The sequence below is a fragment of the Dactylosporangium sp. NPDC050588 genome, from assembly GCF_040654975.1.
In the GTDB taxonomy this organism is placed as follows: domain Bacteria; phylum Actinomycetota; class Actinomycetes; order Mycobacteriales; family Micromonosporaceae; genus Dactylosporangium; species Dactylosporangium maewongense.
On sequence record NZ_JBFAJA010000022.1, the window covers coordinates 50637 to 74645 of the forward strand.

General features: G+C 74.4%; 20 protein-coding genes. 11 read left to right on the forward strand and 9 right to left on the reverse strand.

Translation table 11 applies throughout. The annotated features are described in order from the left end of the window. Positions 1-182: 182 nt before the first annotated feature. Positions 183-1823 carry an FAD-binding dehydrogenase gene (locus AB0I21_RS17310; RefSeq protein ID WP_360562146.1) on the reverse strand — a complete coding sequence of 547 codons (1641 nt, stop codon included), beginning with the start codon at positions 1821-1823 and terminating at the stop codon, positions 183-185. Between the two features lie 184 nt (positions 1824-2007). Between AB0I21_RS17310 and AB0I21_RS17315 the strand changes: the two genes are divergently transcribed. From AB0I21_RS17315 to AB0I21_RS17325, 3 genes are all read left to right on the forward strand, one after another. Beyond that, complete coding sequence (locus AB0I21_RS17315; protein WP_360562148.1) at positions 2008-3030, forward strand: helix-turn-helix domain-containing protein; 1023 nt, start codon at positions 2008-2010, stop codon at positions 3028-3030. Between the two features lie 114 nt (positions 3031-3144). Next, positions 3145-3891 (forward strand): hypothetical protein, encoded by a 747-nt coding sequence (locus tag AB0I21_RS17320; protein ID WP_360562150.1) that lies wholly within the window; start codon positions 3145-3147, stop codon positions 3889-3891. Between the two features lie 85 nt (positions 3892-3976). Then, entirely contained in the window at positions 3977-4474 is a 498-nt protein-coding gene (locus AB0I21_RS17325; RefSeq protein ID WP_360562151.1) for a SigE family RNA polymerase sigma factor, read from the forward strand. A gap of 39 nt (positions 4475-4513) precedes the next feature. Here the strand turns inward: AB0I21_RS17325 and AB0I21_RS17330 are convergent, their stop codons facing one another. After that, complete coding sequence (locus AB0I21_RS17330) at positions 4514-5326, reverse strand: 3-oxoacyl-ACP reductase family protein (RefSeq protein ID WP_360562152.1); 813 nt, start codon at positions 5324-5326, stop codon at positions 4514-4516. 26 nt (positions 5327-5352) lie between these two features. Here AB0I21_RS17330 and AB0I21_RS17335 point away from each other — a divergent pair, with 26 nt between their 5' ends. The 7 genes from AB0I21_RS17335 to AB0I21_RS17365 all read left to right on the forward strand — a co-directional run bounded on the left by AB0I21_RS17335 (position 5353) and on the right by AB0I21_RS17365 (position 12454). Continuing rightward, positions 5353-6012, forward strand: coding sequence for a hypothetical protein (locus tag AB0I21_RS17335; protein ID WP_360562153.1), 660 nt, complete (start codon positions 5353-5355; stop codon positions 6010-6012). Between the two features lie 201 nt (positions 6013-6213). Further along, on the forward strand, positions 6214-7215 hold the full coding sequence (locus tag AB0I21_RS17340; RefSeq protein WP_360562155.1) for a hypothetical protein: 1002 nt from the start codon (positions 6214-6216) through the stop codon (positions 7213-7215). A 227-nt stretch (positions 7216-7442) separates the two neighbouring features. After that, the gene (locus AB0I21_RS17345; RefSeq protein ID WP_360562156.1) at positions 7443-8459 is read left to right on the forward strand and encodes a nitroreductase; all 1017 of its coding nucleotides are present in this window, start codon (positions 7443-7445) and stop codon (positions 8457-8459) included. Between the two features lie 160 nt (positions 8460-8619). After that, positions 8620-9810, forward strand: coding sequence for an LCP family protein (locus AB0I21_RS17350; protein ID WP_360562158.1), 1191 nt, complete (start codon positions 8620-8622; stop codon positions 9808-9810). A gap of 17 nt (positions 9811-9827) precedes the next feature. After that, positions 9828-11468 (forward strand): sodium:proton antiporter, encoded by a 1641-nt coding sequence (locus AB0I21_RS17355; RefSeq protein WP_360562160.1) that lies wholly within the window; start codon positions 9828-9830, stop codon positions 11466-11468. A gap of 14 nt (positions 11469-11482) precedes the next feature. Then, a complete protein-coding gene (locus AB0I21_RS17360; RefSeq protein ID WP_344504242.1) occupies positions 11483-11749 on the forward strand; it encodes an acylphosphatase in 267 nt (88 codons plus the stop codon). Between the two features lie 45 nt (positions 11750-11794). After that, the gene (locus tag AB0I21_RS17365; protein WP_360562161.1) at positions 11795-12454 is read left to right on the forward strand and encodes a methyltransferase domain-containing protein; all 660 of its coding nucleotides are present in this window, start codon (positions 11795-11797) and stop codon (positions 12452-12454) included. On the opposite strand, the gene AB0I21_RS17370 is transcribed toward AB0I21_RS17365, so the two are convergent. From AB0I21_RS17370 to AB0I21_RS17380, 3 genes are all read right to left on the reverse strand, one after another. Beyond that, on the reverse strand, positions 12451-13548 hold the full coding sequence (locus tag AB0I21_RS17370; protein ID WP_360562162.1) for a hypothetical protein: 1098 nt from the start codon (positions 13546-13548) through the stop codon (positions 12451-12453). The two genes, AB0I21_RS17365 and AB0I21_RS17370, sit on opposite strands and share 4 nt — an antisense overlap. 63 nt (positions 13549-13611) lie before the next feature. Continuing rightward, entirely contained in the window at positions 13612-15237 is a 1626-nt protein-coding gene (locus AB0I21_RS17375) for a sensor domain-containing diguanylate cyclase (RefSeq protein WP_360562163.1), read from the reverse strand. 63 nt (positions 15238-15300) lie between these two features. Then, on the reverse strand, positions 15301-15690 hold the full coding sequence (locus tag AB0I21_RS17380) for a helix-turn-helix domain-containing protein (RefSeq protein WP_360562165.1): 390 nt from the start codon (positions 15688-15690) through the stop codon (positions 15301-15303). 103 nt (positions 15691-15793) lie between these two features. Here AB0I21_RS17380 and AB0I21_RS17385 point away from each other — a divergent pair, with 103 nt between their 5' ends. Further along, positions 15794-16666, forward strand: a complete 873-nt coding sequence (locus tag AB0I21_RS17385) for an NADP-dependent oxidoreductase (RefSeq protein WP_360562167.1) — start codon at positions 15794-15796, stop codon at positions 16664-16666. Between the two features lie 88 nt (positions 16667-16754). Here the strand turns inward: AB0I21_RS17385 and AB0I21_RS17390 are convergent, their stop codons facing one another. The 4 genes from AB0I21_RS17390 to AB0I21_RS17405 all read right to left on the reverse strand — a co-directional run bounded on the left by AB0I21_RS17390 (position 16755) and on the right by AB0I21_RS17405 (position 24006). Next, the gene (locus tag AB0I21_RS17390) at positions 16755-18929 is read right to left on the reverse strand and encodes a bifunctional diguanylate cyclase/phosphodiesterase (protein ID WP_360562168.1); all 2175 of its coding nucleotides are present in this window, start codon (positions 18927-18929) and stop codon (positions 16755-16757) included. 41 nt (positions 18930-18970) lie between these two features. Beyond that, complete coding sequence (trxA, locus tag AB0I21_RS17395; protein ID WP_360562170.1) at positions 18971-19309, reverse strand: thioredoxin; 339 nt, start codon at positions 19307-19309, stop codon at positions 18971-18973. A 3-nt stretch (positions 19310-19312) separates the two neighbouring features. Continuing rightward, on the reverse strand, positions 19313-19651 hold the full coding sequence (locus tag AB0I21_RS17400) for a MerR family transcriptional regulator (protein WP_344504232.1): 339 nt from the start codon (positions 19649-19651) through the stop codon (positions 19313-19315). A gap of 896 nt (positions 19652-20547) precedes the next feature. Beyond that, the gene (locus tag AB0I21_RS17405; RefSeq protein WP_360562171.1) at positions 20548-24006 is read right to left on the reverse strand and encodes an ABC transporter ATP-binding protein; all 3459 of its coding nucleotides are present in this window, start codon (positions 24004-24006) and stop codon (positions 20548-20550) included. Positions 24007-24009: the final 3 nt, after the last annotated feature.

Sequence of the window (24009 nt, forward strand, 5' to 3'; positions counted from 1 at the left end):
CGGCACGCCACAGACCACCGGCCACCGCCAGACAACCGCCGCCAGCCGACCGCCGCCGAACGGCCACCGCCAGACGGCTACCGCCAGCCGACCACCGCGGCCAGACGACCGCCGCCGAACGGCCACCGCCAGACGGCTACCGCCGAACGACCACCGCCAGATGGGCCCGTGGGTCGCCGGGGTCAGGCGATCGCGGCGGCCGCGGCCCGGCCGGCCACGCGGCCGGAGAACAGGCAGCCGCCGAGGAACGTGCCCTCGAGCGAGTTGTAGCCGTGCATGCCGCCGCCCCCGAAGCCGGCTGCCTCGCCCGCGGCGTACACACCCGGCAAAGGCGAACCGTCGGGCTGCAGGACCCGGGCGGAGAGGTCGGTGTGCAGGCCGCCGAGGGTCTTACGGGTCAGGATGTTGAGGCGGACGGCGATGAGCGGGCCGGCCTTCGGGTCGAGGAGGCGGTGCGGGGTCGCGACGCGGATGAGCTTGTCGCCGCGGTAGGCCCTGGCGCCGCGGATCGCGGTGATCTGCGCGTCCTTGGCGAACGGGTTCGTGAGCTGGCGGTCGCGGGCCTCGATGACGGCCTTCACGGCGGGGGCGGAGAGCAGGGAGGAGCCGGCCAGGGTGTTCATGCCGGCGACGAGCTCCTCCACCGTGGGCGCCACCACGAAGTCGGCGCCCTTCTGCTTGAAGGCCTCCACGGGGGCGGGCGCGCCGGGGCGGACCCGCTGCAGCACCTGCCGGACGCTGCGGTTGGTGAGGTCCGGGTTCTGCTCGGACCCGGACAGCGCGAACTCCTTCTCGATGATCTTCTGGGTCAGGACGAACCAGCTGTAGTCGTGCCCCGTCGCCATGAGGTGCTTGAGGGTGCCGAGGGTGTCGAAGCCGGGGTAGCACGGGGCCGGCAGGCGCTTGCCGGTGGCGTCGAGCCACAGCGACGACGGGCCCGGCAGGATGCGGATGCCGTGGTTGGGCCAGACGGGGTCCCAGTTCTGCAGGCCCTCGGTGTAGTGCCACATCCGGTCGGGGTTGATGATCTGCCCGCCGGCGGCCTCGGTGATGCCGAGCATCCGGCCGTCGACGTGCGCGGGGACGCCGGCGACCATGCGCTTCGGAGGCGTGCCGAGCCGGGCCGGCCATGCCTTGCGGACGAGGTCGTGGTCGCCGCCGATGCCGCCCGAGGTGACGATGACGGCCTGGGCCGACAGCGAGAACTCGCCGGTGACCTCGCGGGAGCTCGTCTGCCCGCGCGCCACGGAGCTGTCGGCCAGGACGGCGCCGCTGACCCCGGTGACGGTGCCGCCGGTCTTCAGCAGGGCGTCGACGCGGTGCCGGAAGCGGATCTCGACCAGGGGGCTGGCCTGGGCCCGGCGGGCGAAGGGCTCGACGACGCCGGGCCCGGTGCCCCAGGTGATGTGGAAGCGGGGCACGGAGTTGCCGTGGCCGTCGGCGGGGCCGCCGCCGCGCTCGGCCCAGCCGACGACGGGAAACACGCGGTGCCCCATCGCCCGCAGCCAGGAGCGCTTCTCGCCGGCGGCGAACTGGACGTAGGCCTCCGCCCAGCGGCGCGGCCACAGGTCCTCGTCCCGGTCGAACGCGGCGCTGCCGAGCCAGTCCTGCCACGCGAGGTCGGCGGAGTCCTTGATCCCCATGCGGCGCTGCTCCGGCGTGTCGACCAGGAACAGCCCGCCGAACGACCACCACGCCTGCCCGCCGAGGCTCTGCGGCGGCTCCTGCTCCAGCAGGATCACCCGCTTGCCCGCGTCGGCGACCTCGGCCGCGGCGACCAGCCCCGCGAGCCCCGCGCCGACCACGATCACATCTGCATCCACGCCCTCAGACTAGGCATCGGCGTGCGAGAATCGTGGCGCCGGGAGCAGAATCTCGGCATCGTTTTGTCACCCCGGTGACAATTTCGGGAGGTGTACGGTCGATCTCAGCGCCGCCGTCCGCGAGCGGCTCCGCGGCCTGCGCGAGCGGCTGCACGACCGGACCCTGGCGACGGTCAGCGCGGCGATGCTCGCCCAGGGCCGGTCGCTGTCCGGCGGGCAGGGGCGCGGGCTCACCATGGGCGTCGAGACGGCCGTGGACGCGTTCGTCGACACGTTCGTCGCCGGCGGCGACCTGACCCGCACCCGTGCGGTGTTCCACGAGCTCGGCCGGACGGAGTACCGGGAAGGCCACCGCATCGACGCGCTGCGCTCGGTGCTGACCGTCGGCGGCCGGGCGATCTGGTCCGCCGTCAGCGATCCCGGCGACGACGGCGAGGCGCTCGACCGCGCCGACCTGTCCGCCGTGGCACACGCCCTGTTCGGTTACGTCGACGTGCTCGCCGGTGCCGCCGCCGAGGGGTACCTCGACGAGCAGCAGGACGCCGCGCTCGACTGGGCGCTCGTCCGGCGCCGCCTGATCACCCTGCTGGTGCAGCCGGACCCGCCCGGCGACGCCGCACTGCACGCCGCCGCGGAGGCGGCCCGCTGGCCGCTGCCGGCGACGGTGACCGTCGTCAGCGTCGAGGGCACCGACGCCGAGCACGTCGCCCGCGCGGTCGGCGGCAACGCGATCGCCACCGTCATCGACGGCGCGACCAGCGTCGTGCTGCCCGGCAGGACCGTCCGCGGGCTCACCGGGCGGCGGTCGGCGGTCGGGCCGGAGGTGGAGTTGCGGCGGGCGCGGACGTCGCACCGGCTGTCGCGGCGGGCGCTGCAGCTGCAGCAGGCGGGCACGCTCCCCGACGGTGTCGTCGCCTGCGACGAGCACCTGGTGACGCTGCTGCGCGCGTGGGAGCCCGGCGTCGCCGACCGGCTCGCCGCCCGCGCCCTCGCCCCGCTCGCGGACGCGACCCCGGCGTCACGGGAGGTGCTCGCGGAGACGCTCCTGCAGTGGCTGCGCTGCCAGGGGCAGGTCATTGCGACCGCCGAGGCGTTGCACACCCATCCGCAGACCGTCCGGTACCGGCTGCGCAAGCTCCGCGCGGCGTACGGCGACCGGCTCGACGACCCCGACGAGCGGCTGGCGCTGCAACTCGGCCTGTCCTGAGCCGCGTCTGCCGGTGCCCATCCCCACGCCCGACCAACCTGTGACGCACGCCACTGAACCGGAAGCTCGGCCCGGCCCGTCGGGAAGGGTGGACGGGCAGGTGGGGAGGCGCCGGTGGAGCTGGAGCTGCGGTCGCGGCTGGCCGACGAGCTGTCGGCGGGGCCGGAGCCGCCCATCGGCGACCTGGTCGCGGCGTCGATCCTGCAGGGGCGGCGGCTGCGGGTGACCCGGCGGCTGCGGCACGGGGCGGCCGCGCTGCTGGCCCTGCTGGTGACGACCGGCCTGGTGAGCGGGTGGGCCGTGCTGCGTCCGGGGGCCGCGCAGGTCGGTGCCCCCGCGCTCGCCGGCCCGCTGGTCCCGGCCACTCCGGCGGGCCTGCTGGTGCTGCTGGAGTCGCTCCTGCCGGAGGGCGTGACCAGCGGCTACGCCGGCTCCGCCGACGGCGGTCTGATGGTCCAGGTGTACCTCGACACCGGCCGGGGCCCGGGCATGCTGCGCGTGGCGGTCGGCCGGGACACCAACGGCCCGCTCGGCGCGGACGAACGCGCGAAGTTGAGCCAGGGTGCGGTCACCGGCCCGTTCCGCCGGCCCGACGGCGCCGAGGTGACCGTCGCGTACCTGCCCGACAACTGCGTGCAGCGCACCGTCGTCGTGCTGCACCGCCCGGACCGGGTCGTCGTGCAGGTCAACATCGCCGCGTGCCTCGCCTGGGACGGCACCACCAACGCGGAGGCGCCGCAGGTGCTCACCGCCGTGCAGGCCGAGGCGGTCGCCGCCGACCCCCGCTGGGGCGTCATGATCCCCCGCTCCCTCGTGGACGCCGGCGCCGCCCGGCACCCGACGCTGCCGGAGCTCACATGAGCGGGCCGGAGCGCAGCGGAGGAGCCGCGAATCGGCATCGCGGGAGTGGGTCAGGCCGGCGCCGGAGCGCAGCGGAGGCGGTGGCATGACGGACGCGGAGGCGGACTTCGTCGACTACGCGCGGGCGGCGGCGCCGAGGTTGCGGCGCACCGCGTACCTGCTCTGCCACGACTGGCATCTGGCGCAGGACTTCACGCAGACGACGCTGGCGAAGCTGTTCGTGCACTGGCGGCGCATCCAACGGCGGGACGCCCCCGACGCGTACGCGCGGAAGGTCCTCCTCCGTGTCTTCCTGGACCACCAGCGCCGCAGCAGCAGCCGCGAGCTGGTCGTGCCGCGCATCGCCGAGCCGGAGGCCCGCCCGGACCAGCCCGAGCTCCGGCTGACGCTGCTGGAGGCGATGGCCCACATCCCCGCCCGCGACCGCGCGATCCTGGTGCTGCGGTACTGGGAGGACCAGAGCGTCGACACGGTCGCCGACCTCCTCGGCATCCCCACCGGCACGGTGAAGGCCCAGAGCGCCCGCGCCCTGACCCGCCTCCGCCGCCTGCTGGGCACCACGGAGCTGGCCCTGCGCGACTGACCCTGCGCGACTGACCCGCGGGGCGGTGGGGTCAGGGGCTCAGCGGGCGGTCCAGCCGCCGTCGATGAGGAGGGTCTCGCCGGTGATGAGGGACGCGGCGGGCGAGACGAGGAACAGCACGGCGCCGGCCACCTCGACGGGTTCGCCGATGCGGTGCAGGGCGGCGATCCGCTCGACGACGTCGCGGCGGTGGGCGGGGTCGGCGAGGTACTCCTCGGTGCCGGGGGTGTGGATGAACGTCGGGGCGACCGCGTTGACCGTGATGCCGTGCCCGCCCCACTCGACGGCCAGGCAGCGGGTCAGGTGCGCGATCGCGGCCTTCGTCATGCAGTAGACGGCCTCGCCGGGCAGGGCGACGGCGCCGGCCTGGGAGCCGATGTTGACGATGCGGCCGTGACCCTGCCCGATCATGACGCGGCCGGCGGCCTGGCTGGCGAAGAAGGTGCCCTTGAGGTTGACGGCGAGGGTGCGGTCGAAGTCGTCCTCGACGACGTCCTCGGCGAGGTTCTCCGGGGCGATGCCGGCGTTGTTGACGAGGATGTCGAGGCGGCCGAAGTGCGCGACGGTCGCGTCGACGGCGGCGCGGACCTGGCCGACGTCGGTGACGTCCATCTGCAGCGGCAGCACCCGCCGGCCGAGCGCGGCGACCTCGGCGGCGAGACCCGCGTCGGCGCCCGCGTCGCGCAGCCCGAGCGCGACGTCGGCGCCCGCGTGTGCGAGGGTGAGAGCGATCGCGCGCCCGAGCCCCCGCGCGGCCCCGGTCACCAGGGCCACCTGCCCGGGCACGTCGAACCGGGGCGCCTCGAACGGGGGCACGGCGGAGCGGGGCAAGGGCGCGTCAGAGCCGTCCATGCCGGCAGCGTACGTGAAGGGGCACGATGATCATCGAGGCGCGGTACAACGGTCCACCCGGCTCCGGCAACGGCGGCTACACCGCCGGGCTGGTCGCGGCGCACCTCGAGGGGCCGGCCGAGGTGACGTTGCGGAGGCCGCCGCCGCTGGACACGCCGCTCGCCGTCAGCGCCACGGCCGGTTCGGTGCAGGTGCACGACGGCGACGCGCTCGTCGCCTCCGCGCGGGCCGACAGCGGGGAGCGGCCCGGCGCGGTCCCGCCGGTCCCGTTCGCGGCGGCCGTCGAGGCGTCGGCGGGCTACCCCGGGTTCGCCGCGCACCCGTTCCCGACCTGTTTCGTGTGCGGGCCGGAGCGCACCGACGGCCTGGGCCTGTTCCCCGGTCCGCTGCCCGACGGCCGCACCGCCACGCCCTGGCGCGTCCCGGCGGACGTGTCGCCGGTCCTGGTCTGGGCGGCGCTGGACTGCCCCGGCGGCTGGTCCGTGCTGACGGAGGGCCGCCCGTACGTCCTGGGCCGCATGACCGCCCACGTCGACGCCGTCCCGCCGCCGGGGGCCGAGTGCGTGATCACCGGCCGGCACGTCGGCTCCGAGGGGCGCAAGGCGTCGGTGCTGTCCACGCTGTACGGCCCCGGCGGCGACGTCCTCGCCGTCGCCCACGCAACCTGGATCGCCGTCGACCGCTGACCCCGGTGCCCACCGTGGTGATGCCGCGGTGCCGCCGTGGTGATGCCGCGGTGCCGCCGTGGTGATGCCGCGGTGCCGCCGTGGTGCCGCCGTGGTGCCGATGCGGTGACGCCGTGCTGTCGTGATGCCACGTGTCCCGCCGACTCAGGACCTTCGGCCCTGAGGACCGGTGCCGGGCCCGCCGATCCTGAGATGGCAAGGATGACGGCGGACGCTGGAGGCGACCCGATGCAACGCGACGACATTGTGCTGGCCCACGAGAAGTGGTTCCTCAAGGACCCGTCGGCCTACACGCCGGACTGGTCGTTCGCGACCCGGCCGGCCACGCTCGCGGTGCTCGCGCTCGTCGTCGCGGTGACCGTGGCCTGGCGGGCCGCCGGCCGGCGGGTCGGCACCCCGGAGCTGGGGATCCTTCGCCCGCTCGGCCGGATCACCCCCTACCTGCCGCGCCTGCTGGCGATCCACCTCGGCGTCAGCCTGCTCACCCTCGCCGCCCGCGGCTACTTCCTCGCCGCCGACCTGGAGCTGCACGAGCTGCCGGCCCCGGCGCTGCTGGGCGTCGTGGAGGGTGCGCTCGGCGTCTGGTTCATCACCGGGTACCGGCTGCGCCCCGCCGCCCTGCTGCTGGTGGTCGTCGGGCCGGTGGCGCTCGCCGCGACCGGGCCGGTCAGCCTCCTGGAGGCCGCAGACCTGCTGGGCATCGCCGGGTTCCTCGCGTTCCTGCCGCCGTCCGGCGACCGGCACGGCGCCGTCACCCCCGACCCGAAGACCCTGCGCCGGGCGCTGCTCGCGCTGCGGGTCGGCGTCGCGACCGCCCTGGTCACGCTCGCGTTCTCGGAGAAGCTCGCCAACCCGGCGATGGCCCGCGCCACCCTGGAGCACTACCCGCAGCTGGACGTCTTCGCCTACCTCGGCCTGCACGTCCCCGCCGACACGTTCATCCTCGTCGCCGGCGCCACCGAGCTGCTCTTCGGCCTGCTGGTCCTCTCGGGCGCGATGCCGCAGCTGGCGATGCTGGTCGCGGCGGTCCCCTTCAACGCGACGCTGCTCATCTTCGGCGCCCCGGAGCTGCTCGGCCACCTGCCCGTCTACGGCGTCTTCCTGACCCTGCTCGCCTACGGCTCGGACCCGGCCACCGCGGGCGACGTCCGCTGGCTGCCCCGCCTGCGCCGCACCCCGGCCCCGCAGCCCGCCACCGCCTGAGCGGCCAGTCCCTGGGCGAACCGGACACCACCCGAGCAACCCGTACAGAGCAGCCGCCTGCGTCGCACCCCGCGCCGCGGGCGGTTCCTCGTACACCGGCAGACGCCACGGTCCTGAGAAGCGCGGGACCAAGGTCCCGCGGGTGGGGGTATCTGCGCCCTGCCCGCCACCCGCCGCCGGCGGCGAGGCTGGAAGCGTCACTCTCCGAGCATCCGAAGGAGCCCGTCATGGCCGCCATCCTGTACACCGATCACGGCGCCGCCGTGCGGGTCAGCCCGGCCGGCCGGGCGCTGACCGACGCCGTCCTCGCCGCCCTCGGCGCCCCGTCGATCCTCAACACGCAGCCGTGGCACTGGCGCATCGACGGCGACACCGCGCAGCTGCTCGCCGACCGGTCGCGGCAGCTGCCGGTGATCGACCCCGACGGCCGGCTGCTGACGCTCAGCTGCGGCGCCGCCCTGCACCACGCCCGGGTCGCGCTCGCCGCGGACGGGTTCGCCGCGGAGGTGACGTACCTGCCGGACGCCGGCGACCCGGACCTGCTCGCCACCGTGCGGGTCACCGGCGCCGGGGAACGCACCGCGGCGGCGCAGCGGCTGCGCCGGGCGATCGGCATCCGGCGCACCGACCGGCGGCCGTTCGCCGAGCGGGACGTGCCCGAGGCCGCCCTCGACGGGCTCCGCCGGGCGGCCGCGACCGCCGGCGCCGACCTGCACGTGGTCCGCCCGCGGGACCTGGTCGACGTCGTGGTGGCCGCCGGCCACGCGGCCGACGTCGAGCGGGCCGACCCGGCGTACCGCGCCGAGCTGGCGACCTGGGTGCGCGACGACGCCGAGGACGGGGTCCCGCCGGCGACCGCCGCGGAGGGCGGGCCGCGGCCGGTGCCGGTCCGTGACTTCACCGGCACGCCGGAAGCTCTTCCCAGCGTGTACGCCGGCGGCGACGTCGCCGACCGGCACGCCCGCTACGCGGTGCTGGTCACCGGCGGCGACCTGGCCCGCGACTGGATCGCGGCGGGCGAGGCGCTGTCGGCGGTGCTGCTCACCGCCGCCGGTGACGGCCTGGCCGCCTCGCCGATGAGCGACCTCGTCGAGGTCCTGCCGGCCCGCACGATGCTGCGCCGGATGCTCGGTGACGTCGGCCACCCGGCGATGGTGGTGCGCATCGGCGTCCCCGGCCGGATCCAGCCCGCCCCCGCCTCCCCGCGCCGCCCGTCGGGCTCGGCGGTCGACCTGGCTGGGTGAGCATCGCCACACTTGCCACCCGTACATCGGGTGAACACGGGACGACCAGTGGAAACTCGTCGGCGCTATCGTCAGAGACGGCCGACCCGAGTAGCGAGACGCAACGTTGCACGCCCCGGTTCCGTCTTCAGCATGAGATCGACGGTTGGAAGGGCGTGCGGTGGCGAAGAAGAAACGCAAGGACCCGCTCTGGGCGAAGCTGCTCCTCGTGCTGGGCGCGTTGCTGCTCGTCGCCAGCGGCGGCGGGCTGATCGGCGGCAAGCTGCTGCTGGACCACTACAGCGACCAGATCACCCATGAGGGCGGTCTCGGCCAGGCCGCCGCCGAGGGCAACACCATCGACGGCCCGATCAACCTGCTGCTCGTCGGCGTCGACGAGCGCGCCGGTAACGCCGAGATGGGCGCCCGCGCCGACTCGATCATCATCGCGCACATCCCGGCCAGCCACGACGCCGTCTACCTGACCTCGATCCCCCGGGACACCCGGGTCAGGATCCCGGCGTTTCCGAAGACGAAGTACACCGGCGGCACCGGCAAGATCAACGCCGCGTTCCAGGCCGGCTCGGAGAACGGCGGCGGCCGCGAGGGCGGCCTGGAGCTGCTCGCCGAGACCGTCAAGGAGCTGGCCGGCGGCCTGCGGTTCAACGGCGCCGCGATCGTCAACTTCGACGGGTTCAAGGGCCTGGTCACCGCGATGGGCGGCGTGCACATGTGCGTCGACGAGCGGGTCATCTCCATCCACACCGGCTGGAACACCAAGACCGGCAAGGAGGGCGTGCCCTACAACTTCGTCAACGACCTCCCCACCACCCTCAAGCCCAACATGCGCCCCCAGATCTACGAGGTCGGCTGCTACGACATGGCGGCCTGGGAGGCCCTGGACTACGTGCGGCAGCGCGACAAGCTCGCCAACGACGACGGCGACTACGGCCGGCAGCGCCACCAGCAGCAGTTCATCAAGGCGATGCTGAAGAAGGCCACGAGCTCCGGCGTGATCCTCAACCCGATCAAGATCACCGAGATGCTGAACCGGATGGGCGACGCGGTCTCGTTCTACAACAACAAGATCGACCTCACCGACTGGATCTTCACCCTCAAGGGCATCAAACCCGACCAGATGGTGACGTTGAGGGTCAACAACGGCGACTACCACTCCGAGACGATCGGCGGGCAGTCGTACGAGATCCTCGACGACAACGCGAAGGCGCTCCTCGCCGCGATCGTCCGGGACGAGGTCGGCCCGTTCCTCGCCGGGCACCCCGAAATGATCAACAACAACGCCGACCAGCCTGCCGTGACGCCCGGCGCGACGCCGTCGAAGTCGGCGTCTGGGAAGCCTTCCACCCGTTAGGCACCGACAATGGGGTGGTGGGTGCCGAGACGCTGCTGCTGTTCGCTCTCGCCGCGGTAGCCGTCGTCGTCGCGGTGCGCTGGTTCGCCGGGCGCACCGGGCTGCCCGCCGCCGCGATCCTGCCGGTCCTCGGCATCGTGTACGGGCTGCTGCCCGCCCCGGACATCACCCTCGAGCCGGAGATCCTGCTGACGTTCGTGCTGCCGCCGCTGCTGTACAGCACGGCGCTCGACGCGTCGCTGATGGCGATCCGGCGCAACGTGCGGATCGTCGTCAGCCTGTCGGTCATCCTGGTGCTCATCACCGCGCTCGCCATCGGCGCCGGCTTCCACCACCTCGTCGCGGGCGCGTCCCTCGCCGCCGGGATCGCGGTCGGCGCCGCCGTCGCCCCGCCCGACCCGGTCGCCGCCCTCGCCGTCGGGCGCAGGGTCGGCCTGCCGCAGCGGCTCGTCACGATCATCCAGGGCGAGGGCCTGCTCAACGACGCCACCGCCCTGACGATCCTGAGCTTCGCGTCCGCGGCGATCCTCGGCGACAAGTTCTCCGCGACCGCGGCCGTCGTCCGGTTCGTCGTCGCGGCCGTCGGCGGTGCCGCCGTCGGCGCGGTCGTCGCCGTGGGCGTCGGGATGCTGCGGCCCCTCAACCGGGACCCGCTCACTGCCAACGCGATCTCCCTCGCCACCCCGTTCGCCGCGTACCTGCTCGGGGAGCACCTGCACGTCTCCGGGGTCCTCGCCGTCGTCGTCGCCGGTCTCGTCGTCGGCCACCACGCGCCCCGCGCCGCGTCGGGCGCCAGCCGCCTGCAGACCAGCGCCGTCTGGCGGCTCGTCGACTTCCTGCTCGAGGGCTTCGTGTTCCTGTACATCGGCCAGCAGCTGCCGGACGTGCTCCAGGGGCTGCGCCGGTACGAGACCTCCACCATCGTCACGGCGGTCCTCGTGTCGGTCGGGTCGGTGCTGCTCATCCGGCCCGTGTGGCTCCTGCTCACCCAGTCGCTGCCCAGGTCGCTGCACTCCCGCCTCGGCACCGGGCAGCACGCCGGCAAGCTCACCGGCCGGGAGGTCACCGCGCTGAGCTGGGCCGGCACCCGCGGCGTCATCAGCCTCGCCGCCGTGTTCACCCTCCCCCGCATCACCCCCGACCGGGACCTGCTGCTGTTCTGCACCCTCACCGTCGTCCTCGTGACGCTCGTCGGGCAGGGCCTCACGTTCGGCCCCCTCGTGCGCCGCCTCGGCCTGCGCGCCGACGCCGTCGACGAGGCCCGCCTGCGCAACGAGGCCCGCTCCGCGTCGGTCCGCGCCGCCCTCGAACGCCTCGACGACCTCGCCGTCGTCATCGGCGAGAAGCCCGGCCGGCGGTCCGCGGAGGACGCCGCCGCCGAGATGGAGGCGATCCAGGTCATGCGCGGCCTGCTCAACCAGCGCCTCGCCCGCTACCAGGGCCGCATCGACCTCCTGCAGAACGCCGAGTCGCCCGAGATGCCGGTGTCGCCACGGTACGAGGCGGCGCTGCGGGTCCGGCGCGCCGCGATGGACGCCCAGCGGGAGGAGCTGCTGCGCTGGCGCGACGCCGGCACCCTGCCCGACGAGGGCCTGCGGGTCCTGGAGCGGGAGCTCGACCACGAGGAGCGGCTCCTGCCCGAACGGCCGTCCCGATGACGTAGCGTCGCAGCATGGAGCGCAGGCGGGTGCTGGTGTCGGGACGGGTCCAGGGCGTCTACTACCGCGACACGTGCCGGCGGGTCGCCGTCGGCGCCGGCGTCGGCGGCTGGGTCCGCAACCTCGACGACGGCCGCGTCGAGGCGGTCTTCGAAGGCCCCCTGGAAGCGGTCGAGCGGCTGGTCGCGTGGACCCGCCAGGGCCCCGCGGAGGCGTCCGTCTCCGGCGTCGAGATCCACGCGGAGGCCCCGGAGGGCCTGGCGGTCTTCGCCATCCGCTGACCGGCGGCGTTGCGCCCCGGCGGAGGGCTCCGGGATAGTCGGCGGATGGGTGACGGGGACCGCCTGACGGCGCTGCTCGACGAACAGGCCGCCTTCTACCAGGCGGTCGCGTCCGAGTACGACGACCACGCGCTGCACTTCGCCGGCGGCGACGAACTGACAGAGCGCCTTGAGAGAGCCATCGACGACTTCCGGCCGACCGGCCGGGTCCTGGAGCTCGCCTGCGGCCCGGCCACCTGGACCCGGCAGCTGCTGCGGCACGCCACCGACCTCACCGCCGTCGACGCCTCCGCCGAGATGCTCCGCATCGCCGCGGCGCGCGTCGGTGCGGCGCCCGTGCGCTTCGAGCGGGCCGACCTGTTCAGCTGGCGGCCGGACCGCCGCTACGACGTGGTGTTCTTCGGCTTCTGGCTGTCCCACGTCCCGGCGGAGCGCTTCGCGCCGTTCTGGTCCATGGTGTCCGACTGCCTCGAGCCGGACGGGCGGGTGCTCTTCGTCGACGACCCCTACCGCGCGGAGGAGGAGCTCATCGAGGGCGCGGACTCCCCGGTGATCCAGCGCCGGCTCACCGACGGGACGCCCTACCGGATCCTCAAGATCCCGCACCGGCCCGCCGACCTCGAGCGGCGGCTCGAGGAGCTCGGCTGGGCCGTCACCGTCCACGCGAACGGCCCGTTCTACTGGGGCAGCGGCGGCCGCCGCTAGCCGGCCAGCTCCACCGGGGCGGCGGCGGGCGCGACCGGGCCGGCCGCGGTCGGTGCCGTGCGGCGGGAGACGGACCAGGCGCGCAGCGCCACGATCGGGACGACGAGCGCCGGCGTGACGACGTACAGGAACATGCCGGCGCTGCCCCCGCGGCTGACGGCGACGGTGTAGCCCTCGGCGTCGAGGCGCTGGGCGACGCCGTCCAGGAGGTCGGCCGAGACGCCGACGGCGAGACCGATCCAGAGGGGTGCGACCGCGGCGGCGAAGGTGGCCACGCCGCGGAACCACTTCGGCAGGAACGGGATCGCGACGACGAGCGCGGCCAGGAGGGTGATGACGGCGGGCCAGGCCAGGGCGCGGCCGCCGAGCTCGAACGCGGAGTAGCTGACGCGCTCGGCCCTGCCGTCGCGCAGCCCCCAGAAGTCGGCGCCGAGGTGCGGGGCGCTGAGCATCGTGACGCCGGCGGTCACCGCGACGAGCACCACCAGGTCGTGCGGCCGGGCGAGCAGCAGCACGAGGACCATCGCCAGGAGCGCGACGCCGAGGACGCCCATGATCCAGCCGCCCATCGCGTACGCGCCGGCGGCACCGTCGCTGGCGTCGGGGGTCGGCCCGAGCTCCGGCAGGTGGGCGCCGGCGAGGCGCTCGTCCAGGTGGCTGATCTTCAGGCGCAGCGCGGCCATCAGCAGGATCATCAGGGCCGCGACCAGCGCCGCCGGCGGGCCCACGACCCGGCGCAGGGTGGCCGGCGACTTCAGCAGCGCGGTGACGAGGACGACGAGGAGGCCGCCGCCGATCAGGTACGCGATCCAGTACACCGGTGCCTGCCGGCCGTGCAGCTCGAAGAGGGTCGCGGAGTCGCCCGGGTGGGCGTCGACGAACGGGATCCGGGCGCCGAAGAACAGCAGCACGGTCGCGATCACCGTGAGGAACGCCAGGCCGAGCGCCGGCCGGCCCGGCGGCGGCGCGACCGGGCCGCGCCTGCGGCGCAGCACCGCCAGGGTGGCCAGCAGCGCGAGCGCCAGCAGCACCCCCACCCCCGTCAGCACGGTGACGACGGTGGCCTCCGTGTCCGACGGTGCCAGGTCCTCCATGCGGCGCCTCCCCCGAGTCGACCGCCGATCCTAGAGGACCCGGCGGCGGCAGGAGGCCCTGTGCTAGGCGGCTTCCTGCAGGGCGACGCGGCCGGCGCGGGTCTTCTTCGCGCGGTACATGGCGGCGTCGGCACGGGCGACGAGGGCGTCGGCGGCGACCGTGCCGGGGCGCGCCCAGCTGACGCCGATGCTGGCCCGCGGCAGTATCCGCACGCCGTCGAACCGCAGGGCGGCGCTGTCGGCGGCGACGGCGGTGGCGAGGGCCTCGGCGATCCGGCGGGCCTGCGGCCGGCCGGCGACGTCGCGGCAGACGACCACGAACTCGTCGCCGCCGAAGCGGCCGACCACGTCGCCGTCGCGGACCGCGCCGCGCAGCAGGTCGCCGACGTGGGTGAGGAGGCGGTCGCCGGCGGCGTGCCCGTGCCGGTCGTTGACCTGCTTGAACTCGTTGAGGTCGACGAAGACGACGGCGACACCGCGGCCGCCGGCCGGCAGGGCCAGGGCCTCCTCGAGGGCGGTGAGGGTCGCGGCGCGGCTGCGGCAGCCGGTGAGGGCGTCGTACGTCGCCTGCCGGTGCAGCTCCTCGCGCATCCGGACCGCGTCGGTGACGTCGGTGAGGCAGATGATGGCGCCGGTCACCCGGCCGTCGTCGCCGGCGAGCGCGCGGACCTTCGCGTCGACGCGGCGCAGGCCGGTGTCCGGGTGGCGGAAGCCGTACTCGAGGTCGGCGTCGGCGCCGTCGCGCAGGACCGCGTCGAGGGCGGCGGAGACCTTGGGCAGGTCGCCGGGGATGACGCCGCCGGCGAGGCGGGTGCCGTCGAGCACGTCGCCTTCCGCGGTGCCGACGGTGCGGGCGACCCGCGCGTTCTGATACACGATGACCCGGTCGGCGTCGATCTGCAGGATGCTCATCGGCAGCGCCTCGGTGAGCCGGCGCAGCCGCTGCTCGCCGGCCCGCAGGGCCTCCTCGGCGGCCATCTCGTCGCTGATGTCGAGCATCTCGCCGACGACGTGCGGGTCCCCGGGCGTGCCGAGGAAGCTGTGGTTGGTGATCTCGAACCAGACGGCGTGGCCGTCGCGGTGCAGGTGCCGCAGCCGGACCCGGCGGGCGCCGCCGTCCGGGACGGTGAGCAGGTCCATCCAGCTGGCGATGGCCCGCTGGTGGTCGTCGGGGTGGACGAGGTCGATGGCGCGGCGGCCGACGAGCTCCTCCGCGGTCCAGCCGAGCAGCCGCGCGATGCCCGGGTCGGCGGCGGTGATGACCGCCGTCTGGTCCTTGCGCACGGTGACCATCCGCGGCCGCACCGGGTCGGCGCCGAGCGCGCCGAGCGGTCCTTCCAGTCCCGTGATGCAGCAGGTGTACAGGCCGAAGCGGTGCGTCGTGTCGACCAGAAGCATGCGGGCGACGACGCCGGGCGCGGCCCTCGGGCGGACCAGGCACTCGGCGGCGCCCTCCGTCACCGCCCGGTGCCACGCGTCGACGACCGCCGGGTGGTCCTCGCCGACGATGAGGCCGAGCGCGGACGACGGACCCTCGAGCGGGCGCAGGCCGGTGCGGCGCAGCTCGTCCGGCAGCGGCGCGAACAGCCCCTGGACCGTGACGGCGCTGATGAACGCGTCGGGGTGCTCCGCCAGTACAGTGGCGAACACCGCGTCGCGGGCGGCGGCGTCCATCGTCGGTCCCGGCATGCCCGCGTCATCGGCCGGGCGGCCACCCGCTGAAGGACACGCTCCTGTGACCTACGGCGCGGTCTACAGCTCATAGGCGTCGCGGGCGGCCATGATGTGCTCGATGTTGGTCTCGGCCCAGGATTTCAGCGCGCCGAGGACCGGGGCCAGGGACCGGCCGAGCGGGGTCAGCTCGTAGTCGACGCGGACCGGGACCGCGGCGGTGACGGTGCGCTTGACGAGGCCGTCGCGCTCCAGGGTGCGCAGCGTCTGGGTCAGCATCTTCTGGCTGGCACCGGCGATGCGGCGCCGCAGCTCGCTGTGCCGGCGCGGGCCGTCGGCGAGCGCGTTGACCAGCAGGCCGGCCCACTTGTCGGCGATCGTCTCGAACACCTCGCGGGTCGGGCAGGCGGCCATGTAGGCGTCGTAGAGGACCTTCGCCTCGAGGCGCTGCTGCTCCGCGGTCTTCGTCATGACGGTCCCTTCGCGTCCCTAGGGCACTTTCAGGTGCCTGGTTTCGAAGAGTACCCACCCCCGGCAGGCTGGTCCCAGTCACTTCCGATCAAGGGGGCAGGTCATGCGAGTCGTTGAGGTGCAGGGGTACGGCGGCGTGGACACGGTGCGGGTCGTGGAGCGGCCCTCGCCGGTGGGTGCGGCCGCCGGGCGGATGCGGGTCGAGGCGGCCGCGGTCAACCCGGTCGACGTGGCGACGCGGGCCGGCTGGCTGGCCGCGCTGCTGCCGGACCTGACCGGGCCGTTCGTCCTGGGCTGGGACTTCGCCGGGGTCACCGACGACGGGCAGCGGGTCGCCGGGTTCGTGCCGTGGTTCGAGCAGGGCGGCACCGTCGGCGCCCAGGCCTCGGTGCTGTTCGCGGACCCGGCGTGGTTCGCGCCGGTGCCCGCCGGCACGGATCTCGTCACGGCGGCGACGCTGCCGCTGAACGCGGTCACGGCGGCGCAGGCGCTGCGCATCGCCGGGCTCACCGCCGGCCGGTCACTGCTCGTCACGGGGGCGAGCGGCGGCGTCGGCGGGTTCGCGGTGCAGCTGGCGGCGGCAGCGGGCGTCGAGGTGACGGCGGTCGCGTCCACGGGCGACGAGCCGTTCGTCGCGGGGCTCGGCGCGAAGACGGTGTTGTCGCGCACCGACCCGCTGCCGCCGAACGCGTTCGACGCGGTGCTGGACGCGGCGTCGGTGCCGGGGGCGATCGGCGCGGTCCGCGACGGGGGCGTGCACGTGGCCGTCACCGACCCGTCCGCCCCGGCCGCCGAGCGCGGCGTGCGGGTCGGCACGGTGCACGTGACCCCGGACCGGGCGCTGCTCGCCGAGCTGCTCGGCGCGGGCCTGGTCACCCGGGTCGCCGGCACCCTGCCCCTCGACGAGGCGGCGGAGGCGCACCGGCGGCTGGAGGCCGGCGGCCTGCGCGGCAAGCTGGTGCTGACCATCTCCTGAGGGCGGTGGTCCAGGCGGTCGGCCGGTGCCGGCCACCTCCTGACGGCGGCGGTCCAGGCGGTGCCGGCCGTCCCCTGACGGTGGTGGTCTAGGCGGTCAGCTGGTGCTGGCCGCTCGGCCTGACGAGATCCGGCGTGGGCCGGCCGTAGAGGTACCCCTGGACGAAGCGGTAACCCAGCCGGTACAGCTCCTCGGCCTGCGCCGCGGTCTCGACCCCCTCGGCGATCGCGGTCAGCCGCAGATGGTTACTCACGTCGATGAGGGCCCGCGCGATCACGGCCTGCCGCCCCGGCGTACCGACGTGATCCACGAACGACTTGTCCACCTTCAGGATGTCGACCGGCGCCGTCTGCAGCAGGCCGAGCGACGAGTGCCCGGTGCCGAAGTCGTCGAGGGCGATCCGCACGCCGAGCGCGCGCACCGCACGCAGCGTGTCCAGGGCGGTGTCGCTGTCGAAGACCGCGGTCTCGGTCACCTCGACGACCAGGTGCCGCGGCGGCAGGCCGGTGTCGGTGAGCACGGCGGCGACCGACTCGGCGAAACCGGGCTCCGACAGCTGCCGAGCCGAGACGTTGACGCTCACCCGCTGCGGCGCGTCGGCGCCGAGGGTGGCCCGCCAGTGCGCCATCCGGGCGCACGACTCGCGCAGGATCCAGGCGCCGAGCTCGACGATCAGGCCGTTGTGCTCGGCGACCGGCACGAAGTCGGCCGGGCTGACGAGCCCGCGCAGCGGGTGCCGCCAGCGCACCAGCGCCTCCACCGCGACGGTCTCCCCCGACGGGAGGGCGACGATCGGCTGGTACGCCATGAAGAACTGCGACTCGTCGAGGGCGGTGCGCAGCTCGGCGCCGAGCTCGGCGTGCTCGGACGCCTGCCGGTCGAGGGCGGCGTCGTAGCGCAGCACCCGCCCGCCGGTCTTCTTCGCCGCGTACATGGCGACGTCGGCGCGGCGCAGCGGCTCGAACTCCTCGCCGGTGCCCAGGCAGTCCGCGACGCCGACGCTGGCGCGCACCAGCAGCCGGTGCGGCCCCGCCTGGAACGGCCGCTCCAGGGCCTCGGCGTAGGCGGCCACGTCGCCGCCGGGCAGCAGCAGCGCGAACTCGTCGCCGCCGAGCCTGGCCACGGTGTCGCCCGGGTGGGCCACCGACCGCAGCCGCTCGGCGACGGCGATGAGGAGCCGGTCGCCGACGCCGTGGCCGAGCCGGTCGTTGATGCCCTTGAAGTCGTCGAGGTCGATCAGCGCGACCGTCGCGGGGGTGTCGAGCGCCGCCCGGATGCGCGTCTCGAGCTCCCGCCGGTTGGCCAGGCCGGTCAGGTCGTCGAGCATGGCGAGCCGGTGCACCTGCCGGACCAGCCCCGCCATGCGTACACCCACCAGCAGGAACAACACGACGGCGCAGGCGCCGACCGGCAGCCAGTCGATGTCGTGCGGCCGGGTGACGCCCTGGACCAGGAGCACGCCGGGGGCCAGCAGCGACGAGCTGGCCAGGGTCAGCAGGCGCACCCACCCGACCGTCGCCCGCGCCTCCCGTGCCTTCGCCCGGGGCGCTCTCGACGACGGGTGCAGCCCGGCGGCCGCCCACAGCACGTAGGACAGCATCCAGCCGGCGTCGAACAGCCCGCCGCCATAGGAGGTGTACGACGTGACGATCGAGTACATGACGTCGGCGCAGTTCAGCAGGGCGAGCGAGGTGGCGAGCAGGCCGATCCCGGCGTCGCGCACGGCGCCGGAGACGAACAGCCTGGCGAGCATGGCCAGCAGCAGCGCGTCGAACGCCGGATACGCGAGCGCCACCACCCGCGTGCCGATCGCGGTGCCGTCGTGCGCGATCGGCTGCATGACGAACGTCCACAGCACCAGCCCCGCGCCGGTCGCCACGATCGAGGCGTCCAGGACCGCCGCGCGGCTGCGCCCGGCCCGCTGCCGGACCAGCACGAACACGCCGGCGGCGAGCAGCGGGTACGCGGCCAGGTAGAGCGCGTCCGCCACCGACGGGAACGGGTCCTGGTGCAGCACGTGCGCGTAGTAGGTGTAGACGGCGTCGCCGCCGGACCACAGCACCATGCCGGCCGCGAACAGCCACCACGCGGGCCGTTCCTTCGCGGCCTGCCTCGGGGCCACGGCGAGCAGCACCACCGCGGCGGCGGCGCCGAGCCCGTCGTAGACCAGACTGGCGGCGAACGACCCGGTGGGGAGCAGAAAATAGCCGACGGTCGCCAGCACGCCGGCGACCGTCCACCACATCCACAGCTTCCCCCGCACCTGTGCTATTTCGGCGGGTTCACCGCCTGGTTGAGGGTGCTTCAGCTCACGGTGTCGAGCTGCGCCCGCAGCTGTGAGTCGAGCTGCGCCCGCAGCTGCGACTTGGGTCGCGCCCCGACCACCTGCGACACCAGCTCCCCGTTGCGGAACAGGCTGAGCGTCGGCATCGACAGCACCCCGTACGCCCGCACCGTCTCAGGGTTCGCATCCGAATCGATCTTCACGATCCTCGCCCGGCCCTCGTACTCCTTGGCCAGCTCCTCCAGCACCGGCGACAACCGGTGGCACGGCGGGCACCATTCCGCCCAGAAGTCCACCAGCACCGGCAGCTCGCTGCCGAGCACCTCCTCGGCGAACGTGGCGTCCGTGATGTCCTGCATGACTCAGCCCAGCTCCTTCACGATCGTGGCCCGGATCCGCCGCAGCCGCACGATGTAGTCGTCGATCTCGGCGAGCCGGCGGGTGAGCACCTCGACCGACCCGGGGCACTCCGCACCCGAGCTGTGCCCCTCGCGGATGCACTCCACGAACGGCCGGGTGTCCTCGAGGTTGAACCCGATCTCCAGCAGGGCGCGGATCTCCCGCACCAGCCGCAGGTCCTCCTCGTCGTACTCCCGGTACCCGTTCGACGTCCGCCTGGCGCTGAGCAACCCCTGCTGCTCGTAGTACCGCAGCGCCCGCGCACTCGTCCCGGCCTGCTCCGCCAGCTCACCGATCCGCATGCCGCCAACCGTAAACCTTGCCACCAGCGTCAACGCCAGCTGTAATTCCCCGCCACCGCTGCCGCGGCAGGTCCCGGCGGGGATGCTCACCCGACCGCGGTGCTTCCGCCCCACCGCTGCCGCGGCGGGTCCCGGCGGGGATTCTCACCCGCCGCTCACCACCGACGCCGTGTCCGGTGATCGAAGTCGCCTGGTGGCCGTCCGGACGACCACAACCGTCCTTGGATCACGAACGGGGCGAGCCGAGGACGGAAGAGCCCAGGGCGTGGGTGCAGGTCCGCAACTCAGCGCGGGAAGCCACGGCAACGCCACCGAACATGGCGTCGGTCGTGCTCACCGCCCGGCGCCCCCACCCGTGATCGAAGTCCCGCGCTGGCCGGTACGACCACCGTGCGACTTCGATCACGGACGGCGCCGCCGAACGACAACACGACCGACGCCATGCCAGGACGCAAGCCGCGGGCCCCCGCACCAAGGCCGCGGACCTGCACCCACGCCTCGGGAGCCCCTCCGTCCCCGGCTGACGCCGCTCGTGATCCAAGGACAGCTGTGGCCGTCCAGACGGCCACAGCGCGACTTCGATCACCGGGCGGCGCCGCCGAGCGGCAACACCACTGTTGCCTTGTCAGGTTGCATTGCCGCGGCCTCCCGCACCGAGACGCGGACCCGCACCCACGCCCAGGAAACCCCCTCCGCCCTGGCACGCATGATCCAAGGACAGTCGTGGCCGTCCGGACGGCCACCAGACGACTTCGATCACCGGGCACGGCGGCCTTCGTGAGCGGTGGGGTGGGGCGAAGGCCGGCCACCGGATGCGGCGTAAGCCGCTTGGCCTGCCTCGCGTCGCGGAGCGGCGCATTGGGGCCGCGGGTGAGAATCCCCGCCGCAGCACAACCTCAGCCGGCCAGGTGGCCCCAGTGGGGTTCCAGGTCGTGCCAGGTGCCCTGGGCGGCGGCGGTGCCGTCGAGGAGGACGACGACGCGGTCGGCCTGGGTGAGGGCGGCGCGCTTGGAGGTGGAGCCGATCACCGTGACGCCGTGGGCGCGCAGTGCGCGCCAGAGGGCGAGCTCCGTCGTGACGTCGAGGGCGGAGGACACGTCGTCGGCGATGAGGAGCTCGGTGCGGGGGGCCAGGGCGCGGGCGAGGGCGAGGCGCTGGAGCTGGCCGCCGGACAGGCGGGTGCCCTTGTGGCCGATGAGCAGGCCCAGGCCCGCGCCGGCGGCGGCGAGGTCGTGGGTGAGCTGCGCGGTGGAGACGGCGTCGTCGGGGTCGACCTCGTGGCCGAGGCTGATGTTGTCGGCGACGGTGCCGGACAGCACGCGCGGGAGCTGGGCGACGTAGCCGATCTGGTTGGGGCGCAGGAACATCTCGGGTTCGGTGACGGGCTCGCCGTTCCAGCGCAGGGCGCCGGTGTGGTGGACGATGCCGGCCAGGGCGCGCAGGAGCGAGGACTTGCCGGAGCCGACGGGGCCGACGACGAGGACGAGCTCGCCGCGGGAGACGGTGAGGTCGAGGTCGCGCACGGCGACGGTGCCGTCCTCGTGGACGGCGGTGAAGCCGTCGAGGTCGAGGCGGCGCAGCGGGCGGCGCGGCGGCGCGACCGGGGCGGGTGCGGTGCCCAGCGACAGGTCGACGCCGGGGACCTGCGCCGCGTACTCCGCCTCGCCGGTCATCGCGACGGTGCGGCGGGTCCAGACGCGGGCGGAGGGCAGCTGCGAGACCAGCGACGCGGTCGTCCACGCGAACCAGCGGGCCGAGCCCAGGGTGGACACGGCGACGAGGGTGGCGCCCGGCGTGAGGTGGCCGGTGAGCAGCAGCGCCCAGGCCCCGATCGGCAGCAGGCCGCTGGCGATGGCGGGGGTGGAGCGGGCCCAGACCTGCATCGAGATCTCCCAGCGCTGCCGGGCGCTGCGGATCTCGTCGAGCTTGGCGAGGTGGTCCAGGACGGGGCTGGTGGCGCCGGCGAGCTTCACCGTGCGGGCGGCGGACAGCGACGAGACGAGCGCGGTGGCGAACGCGGCGCGCGCCGCCACCGTGAAGGTCGCCGAGCGTTTCAGCACGGGGCCGAAGAGGGTGGCGGTGAGGCCCGAGACGACGATCGTGGCGGCCATGAACGCGGCCGGCACCAGGGAGCCCGAGACGAGGGTCATCGAGACCAGGACGAAGGCGCAGATCCACTGGTCGATGAGGTTGTCGGCGAGCACGACGACGCGTTCGGTGTCGCCGCCCTGCGCGACGACCTCGGCGGGCGTGTGGCTGCTGACGCGGCGCGGGCCGGTCTGGCCGTGCACGAGCCGCAGGCTGATGCGCAGCAGCTGCCTGACCCACCACTCGGGGAACCACTTGCCGGTGTAGTACGGCAGCGGCAACGGCAGCAGGAGGCCGGCGACGATCCCGACGGCGGGCCACAGCAGGTCGCCGGTGCCGTCGACGAGGTCGGCCCACAGCCACGGCAGCACCGAGCCGTCGAGGCCGAGGAACACCATGAGGGAGAACATGGCGACGGAGACCAGGCCGAACCGGGCGTCGTTGGTGGCGAGCTTGTAGATGTTCCACAGCGTGCGGGCGCGCGGCAGCTTCGGCAGCGGCGGCGGGTCCGTCTTTTCCGTGACGGCGGAGACCAGCGAACCTTCCAACGGCGGCGGCGCGTCGAGCACCGCGACGGACGAGGAAGACGCGGGCACGGTGGCGCGGACCTCGGAAGAAGCCAGCAGCGAGGCGAACCGGGTCGAGGACGCCATGGGGCCGGCCTCCACGACGGCGCCGTCGGCGAGGACCACGACCTCGTCGCAGCGGCGTACGGAGGACAGCCGGTGCGCGACGATGATGCCGATGCGCCCGACAAGCAGCCGGTCGGTGGCCCGCTGGACCTGCGCCTCGGTGACCGGGTCGAGCCGCGCGGTGGCCTCGTCGAGGATGACGACCTGCGGGTCGCGCACGACGATGCGGGCGAACGCGACGAGCTGCTCCTGCCCGGCGGACAGTGCGTGGCCGCCCTCGCCGAGCTTGGTGTCGATCCCGTCCGGCAGCTCGGCGACCCACGACGTGAGGCCGAGCTCCTCCAGCGCGGAGGCGGCCCGGGGAAGCAGCGCGGGGTCGAAGAGGGCGATGTTCTCCGCGAGGGTGCCGGCGAGGATCTCGGTGCGCTGCGGCACGACGGCGATCCAGCGGCGCAGCGCCTCGATGTCGAGGTCGAGCAGGTCGGTGCCGCCGAGGAAGACGGTGCCGCGGGGCAGTTCGACGGCGCGGGTCAGCACCTTCGCCAGGGTCGACTTGCCCGATCCGGTCCGGCCGATGAGGGCGTACGAACGCCCCCGCGCGAACGTGAGACTGACGTCGCGCAGCGCGGCCCGCGCCGTGGAGTCCGCCCCGTACCGGAAGGTCAGGTCCCGCACGACGAGGTCGCCGGGCGCGGGCGCGGCACCCCCGAGCGGCTCCTGCCGCGAGTCGCGCAGCAGGAGCACCCGGCCCCAGGCGCCCAGCGCGTACTGCAGCTCCGGCACCATCCGGCTGGTGTGCTCGACGGTCGCACCGAAGCCGAGGGCGAGCAGCCACACGGCGGTGAGGCGAGCGCCGTCGATGTGGCCGGAGGTCAGGGCCCACAGCCCGGCGACGACGATGACCGCGATGCCGGCCCGGACGGCGCCGGCGGCGACGGCCGTGACGGCGCCGGAGCGGGTCCAGACCTGGCGGCCGCGCTCGAGCACGACGCTGGCGCGCCGGGCGTACAGGCGCAGGACATAGGGACGGGCGAGGCTGGTGCGCACGTCGTCCTGGCCGTGGATGGACTCCTCCATCAAGGCGGCGAGGTCGGACCAGGCCTCCTCCTCGCCCATGCGGGCGGTGCCGATCTTCGACGTCGGCTTGCGCAGCACGGCGGTGAGGCCGGCGACAAGCACGATCATGCCGACGCCGGCGGGCCACCAGACGTACATGGTGGTGCCGATCGACAGCACGCCGAACGCGATCGACTGGGCGATCCGCACGCCGCTGCCGCGCAGCTCGGAGCCGACCTGGTAGACGTCGCCGTCGATGCGGTCGAGCAGCTCGCCGACCGGCGTGGTCTCCAGGGTCGGCAGGTCCTGGCCGAACGCGACCCGGCACAGCCGCCGGCGCACGTCGGCGGACCAGTCGGCGGTGACCCTGGCCATGATGAGCCCGACGAGGAGGTCGGTGGCCACGGCGGCGAAGAGCGCCACCGCGAGGACCACGAACATGGTCCATGATCGATGGATCAGGACCGATCCGGCGACGCCGGCGGCGAGGGCCTGACCGGCGGCGCCGAGGACGACCAGGAACACCACGAAACCGGTGCGGCGCGGCGACGTGGCCCAGAGGTCACGGAGCAGGCGCATGGT